Origin of the sequence: Clostridium sp. UBA1652 (assembly GCF_002320975.1) — a bacterium.
Classification (GTDB): domain Bacteria; phylum Bacillota; class Clostridia; order Clostridiales; family Clostridiaceae; genus Clostridium_T; species Clostridium_T intestinale.
This window is the reverse complement of record NZ_DCLI01000047.1, coordinates 1-7466: the sequence shown is the minus strand read 5'-3', so window position 1 is coordinate 7466 and position 7466 is coordinate 1. Positions and strand designations below refer to the sequence as shown.

Genomic DNA, 7466 nt, shown 5'->3' with positions numbered 1-7466 from the left:
GAAGAGAAAGGAATGTTAGTTTTTATGAAAGACAAGTTATTAGCAATTTCAATAATAGTTTTATCATTTTCTTTAATAATTGCAGCTTCAATTATAGGAAGGGCTATAAAAACTGCACCAGTAAGTTATTTCCCAAATAGTTTGAATGTTGCTTTACAACAGCAACAACATCAAAATACAGAAGAAAAAGCCTATAATTTAAAAAGTGCTGCAGAGTATTTAGGTATAGTAGAGTTTCAACTTAAACATATTATAGAAGATGAAAATAATGACTTACCATATAAGAAAATTGGGGAGACTTATATATTTAGTAAAGGTGCTTTAGATAAATGGCTTGAGGCTGGACCAAGAAAAATAAATTATTCAGGTTCTTAAAGAATTATAGTTAAAAATAAAAATGGCTGTGGACCTAAATAAATTAGTTCCACAGCCATTTTAACGGTATTATATTTAGAAATATAGCTTACATATAATATATTAAGCCGTATGATAATTCGATTGATTAATGACATCATTTAAACTTACACAAACATTTTTAGTACCTATTTTATCTACAAACCCGTATTTCTTTAGTGTATTTAAAGGTTGAGGTTGTACATTAAGTAATAGAAGTTTTGTATTTTGTTTATTGCATATATCTAAGAGCATTTCAAAAGAATGATATGCTGTAGAATCCATAATAGGAACTTTGTCCATTTTAATTATAAGTATCTTTGGCATAGAGGAAATATCTCTAATAGCTGATATGAATTTATCTGTTGCACCAAAGAAAAATGGTCCATTTATTTCATACATAGCAACATCCTCAGGATATTTTAGAGTGTTTTTTATTTCTAATAAGTCAACACTATCTATATCATCTATTATAGACTTAACACTAGTAAATTCGGCCATCTTTCTCATAAATAATAAGGATGAGAGAACTACTCCAACACCTATAGCAAATACTAAGTCAAAGAAAACCGTCAATAAAAATGTAACTATAAAGATTAAGCTATCACTTTTAGGGGCTTTTAGTAAGTTCTTAAATGCATCCCATTCACCCATGTTGTATGATACCATAACTAATATAGCAGCCAGAGATGCCATAGGAATTAACTTAACATAGGGCATAAATAAAAACATTATTAGTAAAAGTATAACTGAATGAACCATTCCAGCAACAGGAGTTCTGCCTCCATTTTTTATATTAGCAGCTGTTCTTGCTATAGCTCCAGTTACGGGTATTCCTCCAAATAATCCAGAAAAGATATTTGCAAAACCTTGAGCAACCAACTCCATATTAGATCTATGACGCCCGTCTATCATATTATCTGCAACAACTGCAGAAAGTAGAGACTCTACTGCAGCAAGGATAGCTATTGTTAGTGCTGGGAAAACTAAGCTTAGTATAGTTGATAAATTAACACTTGGAATAGAAAGTGATGGTAGAGAAGAGGATAAATTACCAAAAACACTACCTATGGTTGGTGTATCTAAATTAAAAGTCAATGTTATTACTGTTGTTAATATAATTGCTAAAAAAGCACCGGGTATTTTTTTGTTAATTTTAGGCCAAAAAATTATACAACCCAAGGTTAATAATGATATTAATAAACTTTGAGGATTAAAGGTGTTGAGATTTTTAAAATATGCTCCCCACTTATGTATAAACTCTGAAGGAACTGATTTAATAGATAGTCCTAAAAAGTCCTTTATTTGAGTTGAGAATATTACTACTGCAATTCCACTTGTAAAACCTGAAGTTATAGAAGCAGGTATAAATCTAATAAGACTTCCTAACTTAAGAAATCCCATAATAGTTAAGAAAAGTCCCGCCATAATGGTTGATATTATAAGGCCATCTAATCCATATTTCTCAATTATTCCATAGACTATTATTACAAAGGCTCCAGTTGGACCTCCAATTTGTACTTTACTTCCACCTAAAAAGGAAACAATAAATCCACCAATAATTGCAGTATATAAGCCTTTTTCAGGTGATACACCAGAGGCTATAGCTAGGGCTATTGAAAGAGGAAGTGCTATTATTGCTACTATAATTCCAGAGGATAAATCCTTTAGGAATTGTTGTTTATTATAATTTTTTATACAAGTAAATAATTTTGGTACTAACAAGATATCATCTCCATTTATTATTAGCATTCGAATGTTGAAATTTCAAAACAGATTTATAATAGCATTTTTCTTTTAAAATAACAAGGGAAAAAAGTTTAAATTAATGATAAAATTACATTGAGAAACTTTAAAGGAAAAGGAAATAAAAATGAGAAGTAATAAGAACAGTATAAAAGATACTCAATTAAAAAGACATTTGCTACATGTGCATAAATTTTATAACTTATCAAGATATCTATTTTTAAATATAGAGTGGAATTATAACAAATACGTAGAAAAAAATAATATTACACTACCACAACTTAGAGTGCTTTGGATTACGGCTCTTTTTCCTGGAGTATCCTTAGTAGAAATAGCAGAAATAGCTGGATGGTCACCGCCTACTGTAACTAAAATACTAAGAAACCTTATAAAAAAAGAGCTTATAACTAATAAAGAAAATACAAACAAAAAGAGCTATAACCTCTATGTAACGGAAAAAGGATATAAGTGTATAGAAGATAATCAAATATATAAAGGTGAAGAATTCCCTATATTTGAATTACAGAACCATATGAGTAACTTGGAGTTGGATTTCTTAAATTCACTATTTGAAGAAGTTGTTATAAATATGAACAAGAAGTTGGTTCTCAAATACATAGAAAGGATGAATTTGAGAAATTACAAAATACATATTGAGGATTTTGATAAGGAAGATAGAGATTTAATTCATAAATTAATCTATTTCTATAACTGTTTAAGAATAATTGTTTTGAATATAGAGAGTATTCATAGAGATATGCTTAAGCCTTTAGATTTAACCTATCCTCAACTTAGATGTTTATGGATTATAGAAGCCTTTCCAGGAATAACATCTGTTGAGCTAAGCAAAATAGCATATGTTTCCCCATCTACAGCTAATGTGATAGTTAAAAATATCTATAAAAAAGGATTAATAAGAAAAGAAAAATCTGTATATAAAAACTCCTTGTTTTTATACATAACTGAGGCGGGAAAACAGTTAATAAAAGAAGATTTTAATGTTTCACAAGTTTATTTAAATATTTATAAATCTATAGAAATTATTGATGAAAATAAAATGATTAAAGCAAATGAGATATTAGAGAAAATGAATCTGATATTAAAAAACCATATTGTAGATGAGTATCTTGAGAAAACATCTTTAATAATTAGTAAGCTTTTAATGTAAAGTTCTTTATTGAAGGAGGAATATGTCCTCCTTTTTATAATGTAAAATTTTAGAGAGAGCTATAACAATAAGAAGAGGGATATCTTATTGTTATAGCTTTGTTTTTAACAAAAGGTTATCTGTGTTTATAATTGATGGTATAATAAGTATATGAAATAAGTTATTGGAGGCGATGAGAATGAATGAGAAAGTATTAGAATTTACTATTTTCTGTATTGAAGGATTAGCGGAGAAGTTACAGATGGATGCTAAGAAGGTATATAAATTATTAAATATTGAATCTGATATTTTAAAAAATTATATTATCCCATGTTATGAGCCATTACATTCTCAAAGCAAAACATATATTGTTAATGACATAATAGAAGTTTTAAGAGAAAGGGGAATGATAAAGTGAGAGTATATCATGGATCCTATTGTATAGTTAATAAACCTGATATTTCTTTTTCAAGAGATTCACTGGACTTTGGAAAATGATTTTATGTAACAAATATAGAAAAACAAGCGATTAGCTGGACAGATAGATTTAAAAAAAGAGGGAAAAAGGGATATATAAATATATATGAATTAAAATTAGAAAAACTAAAAGAAAAATTTAAGGTGAAAGAATTTTTAGTTTATAATATTGAATGGTTAGATTTCATATTAGACTGTAGAGATGGAAAATATGGATATTTAAACTATGATATTATTATAGGTGGAATTGCTGATGATAGAGTATATAATACAATAGAATTATATAGGGATAATTTAATTGAAAAAGAAGAGGCCTTAAGAAGGCTACAATATTTCAAGCCTAATAACCAAATTTGTATAATTAATCAGAAGATTATAGAAAAATATTTGAAATATGAAGAAAGTAAGGAAGTGTAGTTATGGAAGCAAATAAAACTTTACTCCAGTCTTTATACAAGGAAATAATACTTGAGTTTTCAAAGGAGACAGGTAAAGATTTAGATGAAAGTATGGATTATTTTTATAAGTCTGAGACTTACGAATTGATTAGTCAAGGAGTGTCTGATTTACATTGTAGAGGATATAAATATTTAGCTCAAGAGTTAATGTTAGAGTATGGAATTATTAAACATAAAAGTTACCCAAATGATTTAGTTCATTAGAAATAAATGCACCGCAGGAGAATTAAAGGCTTCTAAGGTGCTTTTTGTTATTAATAGGTGCTATTGTGTTATAAATTGTATTATAATGGTATTAAGAGGAAAGGGAGAGATTTTATGTTTTTTGATGATTATGCTAAAAAGTGGGATACAGATAGAAGAATTAATAGAGCTAAGATAATAGCAGAAGAAATAGTCAATTCAATTGAGATAAATAAAGGATGCTCTGCTATGGAGTTTGGTTGTGGAACAGGACTTATAAGTTTTAATTTAGTTGAGAAATTTGAGAACATTACTCTAATTGATTCTTCAAAAGGTATGATTGATGTAGTGAAAGAGAAGATTGAGAAATATGAAGTGGATAATATGAAACCATATGCTATAGATCTATTTAATGAAGAGATAATAGAGAAGTTTGATCTTATATATACTTCAATGGTTTTGCATCATATTCAAGATATTGCTGGACTTGCAAATAAGTTTTATACTTTACTGAATGATGGTGGACAGGTTATCATAGTAGATTTAGATAAGGAAGATGGAAGTTTTCATAAAAATGAGCCAGGATTTAATGGACACAATGGCTTTGAACAAGAAAAATTAAAAGAAATTTTTATTGAAGTTGGTTTTAGAGATGCGGAATCTACTACATTCTTTTATGATGAGAAAAAAATAGAGGAAAAAAATATTAAATATTCTTTATTTATAATGAAAGCACAAAAAACACTTAGATAGTGAAAATTAGAGATATTTAAGGAGTTAAGGATATGAGAAACTTAGATAAACTTAATAAGATAATAGATGAGAAAGAAGAGAAACAAGAATTTTCAGGAGTTGTTTTAATAAACGAAAAAGGGGAAAAGATATTCAGAAAAGCTTGTGGATATGCAAATAGAGGTTGGAGTATAAAAAACACTTTAGATACTAGATTCAGGATAGCATCAGTATCAAAGATGTTTACTTCAGTTGCAATTCTTCAATTAATTGAAAAGGGACAGTTGGATTTTGAAACAAAAGTGGTAGAGTACTTAGATTTAAGAGATACAAAAATCTCAAATGAAGTTACAGTTGAGAACTTACTTACTCATACTTCTGGAATAGGCGATTACTTTGATGAAAGTTTAGGTGATGAAGAATGGGAAAAAATGTGGAGAGATTTTCCTATATATAAGATGAGAAGTAATTTAGATTATCTTCCTTTATTTATAAACAAGGATCAAATCAATAAACCAGGTGAAAAGTATCACTATAATGGGGCCGGATATATACTACTAGGACTAATAATTGAGAAAGCTTCAGGCATATCCTATTTTGATTATATAAGAAAAAATATTTTTGAGAAAGCAGATATGAAAGACTCGGATTTTTTATCATTGGACAAGGTTTGTGATAGAGTTGCTGAAGGATACGAAGTCATTAAAGATTCAAATAAAAGTATAATAGGCTTAGAGAAGAATATCTACACCTCAACTCCAGATGGTGCAGCAGATGGAGGAGCTACTTCAACAGCTTATGATTTAGTTAAGTTTATACAAGCTTTAAGAAACAATACTCTACTAGGTGAAAAGATGAGTAAAGAGATATTTACACCTAAGGTCATTGATGAAGAGGCAAATGGTGCTAGAGGGTATACTTGGATGTATGGATATGGCAACTCTTTTGTGTTAGACATAGAAGGAAAGAATATAATAAGATGTGGACATACTGGAGAAGAATACGGGGTTAGTTGTAGACTTTACTATTATCCAGAGAAAGATATTACTGTGGTTATTTTGGCAAATCAAGGTTGGTGTGCAGGGAACCTTGGATGGGATATTCATAATGTTTTGAGTGAAACTTATTAAAAGTTATAGGGGGAATTAGTTTTATTAAAGGTTTTAGAATACAAGACAGAGGTGATTAAAGTGATTGAAGGAATTAGTCATATTACTTTTATTGTGAAAGATTTAGAACTTGCATCTACATTCTTTAGAGTAATATTTGATGCAGAGGAAGTATATTCAAGTGGAGATAAAACTTTCTCATTATCACAAGAAAAGTTTTTTAAAATAAGCAATCAGTGGATTGTAATAATGGAAGGGGAACCTTTGCAAGAACGTACATATAACCACACTGCATTTAAAATACCAGATGAAGAGTTTGATATTTATGAAAAAAGAGTACGTTCATTAGGAGTTGATTTGAGAACACCTAGAGCAAGAGTTGAAGGAGAAGGTCGTTCGTTGTATTTTTATGATTTTGATAACCATTTATTTGAACTACATACTGGAACTTTATCAGAAAGATTGCTTAAGTACAGTAAATGATGTTAAATGGAGGGTATTATGAAAAATAAACTTGATATTGTAAAAAGATATTTTAACTGCTGGATAAAAAATGATTCTTCAATCTTAGAAGAAGTTTTTGATAAAGAAATTTATTATAGTGAGTGTTACGGACCAGCTTACAAAGGTTTAGATCAAGTCGAAAAGTGGTTTAAAGACTGGAATGAAAAGGGGACAGTACTTGTTTGGGATATAAAAGAACATGTAGTTTATGATAACATATTAGTATGCCAGTGGTATTTTGAATGTGAGTATAAAGGAAAAGTGGATGGGTTTAACGGAGTATCATGGATTACTTTTAGTGAAGAGGATAAGATAATAGAACTTAAGGAATATCAATCTAAGGTTCCAATATATTTTCCATATAACTAAGTTGAAAAGGAGATTTAATCATGGAAATTAATATTAGTTTAATTTTAGGAACAATACTTAACTTTGCAATCTTGATATTTGGGATGTTTGCAATATATAGAATTATAAGATACTTTGTAAGAAGGAGCAGAGAATCTAAAGAAAGATTAGATAAGATAGAGGAAACTCTTAAGAGAATAGAGAAGAAGATATGATACTTAAAGCTTGGATTTAGAAATTTATAAACTCCAAGCTTTTTATTATCGTTAACTGTTTTTATGGGAAAGACAATTTATAGATATTAAAAAAGAATATGTTAGTAAGGTTTAAGAAATAGGATAAATAGTATATAATATTAGTATGAGAAAG

Annotated in this window: 10 protein-coding genes and 1 pseudogene; 10 read left to right on the top strand and 1 reads right to left on the bottom strand. The window is 28.7% G+C overall.

Annotated elements, in window-relative coordinates:
- The coding region (locus B3N22_RS08190) for a hypothetical protein (RefSeq protein ID WP_286906181.1) at positions 1–375 on the top strand (375 nt) is incomplete at its 5' end.
- Between the two features lie 102 nt (positions 376–477).
- Here the strand turns inward: B3N22_RS08190 and B3N22_RS08185 are convergent.
- On the bottom strand, positions 478–2118 hold the full coding sequence (locus tag B3N22_RS08185) for a SulP family inorganic anion transporter (protein WP_286906180.1): 1641 nt from the start codon (positions 2116–2118) through the stop codon (positions 478–480).
- 148 nt (positions 2119–2266) lie between these two features.
- Here B3N22_RS08185 and B3N22_RS08180 point away from each other — a divergent pair, with 148 nt between their 5' ends.
- The 9 genes and pseudogenes from B3N22_RS08180 to B3N22_RS08140 all read left to right on the top strand — a co-directional run bounded on the left by B3N22_RS08180 (position 2267) and on the right by B3N22_RS08140 (position 7312).
- Positions 2267–3307, top strand: a complete 1041-nt coding sequence (locus tag B3N22_RS08180) for a MarR family transcriptional regulator (protein WP_286906177.1) — start codon at positions 2267–2269, stop codon at positions 3305–3307.
- 178 nt (positions 3308–3485) lie between these two features.
- Positions 3486–3704 carry a DUF3791 domain-containing protein gene (locus B3N22_RS08175; RefSeq protein ID WP_238902363.1) on the top strand — a complete coding sequence of 73 codons (219 nt, stop codon included), beginning with the start codon at positions 3486–3488 and terminating at the stop codon, positions 3702–3704.
- 92 nt (positions 3705–3796) lie between these two features.
- Positions 3797–4180, top strand: a pseudogene (locus tag B3N22_RS08170) (DUF3990 domain-containing protein); the annotation flags it as partial.
- Positions 4181–4182: 2 nt separating this feature from the next.
- On the top strand, positions 4183–4425 hold the full coding sequence (locus tag B3N22_RS08165; RefSeq protein WP_238902361.1) for a hypothetical protein: 243 nt from the start codon (positions 4183–4185) through the stop codon (positions 4423–4425).
- A gap of 114 nt (positions 4426–4539) precedes the next feature.
- The gene (locus B3N22_RS08160; protein ID WP_238902360.1) at positions 4540–5157 is read left to right on the top strand and encodes a class I SAM-dependent DNA methyltransferase; all 618 of its coding nucleotides are present in this window, start codon (positions 4540–4542) and stop codon (positions 5155–5157) included.
- 32 nt (positions 5158–5189) lie between these two features.
- Positions 5190–6266, top strand: coding sequence for a serine hydrolase domain-containing protein (locus tag B3N22_RS08155; protein WP_286906172.1), 1077 nt, complete (start codon positions 5190–5192; stop codon positions 6264–6266).
- Positions 6267–6326: 60 nt separating this feature from the next.
- Positions 6327–6728, top strand: a complete 402-nt coding sequence (gene fosX / locus B3N22_RS08150) for a FosX/FosE/FosI family fosfomycin resistance hydrolase (RefSeq protein WP_286906170.1) — start codon at positions 6327–6329, stop codon at positions 6726–6728.
- An 18-nt stretch (positions 6729–6746) separates the two neighbouring features.
- Complete coding sequence (locus B3N22_RS08145; RefSeq protein ID WP_286906168.1) at positions 6747–7118, top strand: nuclear transport factor 2 family protein; 372 nt, start codon at positions 6747–6749, stop codon at positions 7116–7118.
- Positions 7119–7138: 20 nt separating this feature from the next.
- Positions 7139–7312 (top strand): hypothetical protein, encoded by a 174-nt coding sequence (locus B3N22_RS08140; RefSeq protein ID WP_286906166.1) that lies wholly within the window; start codon positions 7139–7141, stop codon positions 7310–7312.
- The last annotated feature ends 154 nt before the right edge of the window (positions 7313–7466 follow it).

Coding starts and splice junctions, on each gene's coding strand:
- B3N22_RS08145 (WP_286906168.1), top strand. CDS start 6,747: ATGAAAAATAAACTTGATATTGTAAAAAGATATTTTAACTGCTGGATA.
- B3N22_RS08140 (WP_286906166.1), top strand. CDS start 7,139: ATGGAAATTAATATTAGTTTAATTTTAGGAACAATACTTAACTTTGCA.
- B3N22_RS08155 (WP_286906172.1), top strand. CDS start 5,190: ATGAGAAACTTAGATAAACTTAATAAGATAATAGATGAGAAAGAAGAG.
- B3N22_RS08180 (WP_286906177.1), top strand. CDS start 2,267: ATGAGAAGTAATAAGAACAGTATAAAAGATACTCAATTAAAAAGACAT.
- B3N22_RS08160 (WP_238902360.1), top strand. CDS start 4,540: ATGTTTTTTGATGATTATGCTAAAAAGTGGGATACAGATAGAAGAATT.
- B3N22_RS08165 (WP_238902361.1), top strand. CDS start 4,183: ATGGAAGCAAATAAAACTTTACTCCAGTCTTTATACAAGGAAATAATA.
- B3N22_RS08175 (WP_238902363.1), top strand. CDS start 3,486: ATGAATGAGAAAGTATTAGAATTTACTATTTTCTGTATTGAAGGATTA.